Below are 1169 nucleotides of genomic sequence, written 5' to 3' on the forward strand. Positions count from 1 at the left end.
TACTGAGTTTGAACTCGTGATGTCATAGGGGCTGACGGGCTGTGGTCTCCTGCGGTATCACCGGGGCGTGAGGTATCCACAGGGTGGCGGGCTGACCGCCGAACGGCAGCAGTTTCGCGAGGAGTTACGAGGCAAGGCGGCCGAGCGGTTCGCAAGGGGCGAATCGAGTTCGGCGATCGCCAAAGATCTGCGCGTCAGCGTCCGGTCGGTGCAGCGATGGCGGCGGACCTGGGAAGAAGGCGGTCCGCGAGCCCTGCGTTCACGTGGTCCCGCGTCGCTGCCGCGGCTGAACGAGCAGCAGTTCGCGCAGCTGGAGGCGGAGCTCGCCAAGGGGCCGGCCGCGCACGGGTGGGAGGACCAGCGGTGGACGCTGGCCAGGGTCAAGACAGTGATCGGCCGGCGTTTCCACCTGACCTACACCGTTCAGGGCGTGCGCAAGCTCCTGGTACGAAACGGCTGGTCCTGTCAGGTCCCGGCCCGACGCGCGATGGAGCGGGACGACGACGCGGTGGCCGGGTGGGTCAAGGAGGTGTGGCCCTGCGCGGAAGGCTCGCGGCGGCCCATGGAGCCTGGCTCGTCTTCGAGGACGAAGCCGGATTCTCCATGACGCCGCCGCAGGCCAGGACCTGGTCCCAGCGTGGCCGGACCCCGGTGGTGCGGGTCCGCGGCCGCTCCCGCAGACGGATATCCATCGCCGCGCTGACCTGCTACAAACCCGGCCACCGCTCCCGGCTGATCTACCGGCCTCGCAGGGACGACGGCCGACGTGACGGCCGCAAAAGCTTCTCCTGGCATGACTACCGCGACCTGCTGATCGCCGCACATCAGCAGCTCGGCGGCCCGATCGTGCTCATCTGGGACAACCTGAATGTTCACAAGGCCGCCGGACTGCGGGAGTTCGCCGAGGCCCGGGACTGGCTGACCATCTTCTACCTGCCGCCCTACGCACCCGATCTCAACCCTGTCGAAGGGATCTGGTCGCTCCTGCGACGCGGCTGGCTCTCCAACGTCGCCTTCAGCAACCCCGAACACCTCGTCCGAATCGTCCGACGAGGCCTACGGCACATCCAGTACCGCAGCCACCTCATAGACGGCTGCCTCGCCGAGACCGGCCTGACGACCACACCTACCTGAGGAAGCAGGGCGACATCGCGAGTTCAACCTCAGTA

General features: G+C 67.5%; 2 protein-coding genes. Both read left to right on the forward strand.

The window, feature by feature from the left end:
* Nucleotides 1-67: 67 nt before the first annotated feature.
* The gene (locus tag AB0E67_RS36505; RefSeq protein WP_362035170.1) at nt 68-607 is read left to right on the forward strand and encodes a winged helix-turn-helix domain-containing protein; all 540 of its coding nucleotides are present in this window, start codon (nt 68-70) and stop codon (nt 605-607) included.
* A complete protein-coding gene (locus AB0E67_RS36510; protein WP_362035171.1) occupies nt 604-1134 on the forward strand; it encodes a transposase in 531 nt (176 codons plus the stop codon). Before AB0E67_RS36505 ends, AB0E67_RS36510 begins: the two co-directional genes overlap by 4 nt.
* The last annotated feature ends 35 nt before the right edge of the window (nt 1135-1169 follow it).

Origin of the sequence: Streptomyces sp. NPDC032161, from assembly GCF_040636995.1 — a bacterium.
Taxonomy (GTDB): domain Bacteria; phylum Actinomycetota; class Actinomycetes; order Streptomycetales; family Streptomycetaceae; genus Streptomyces.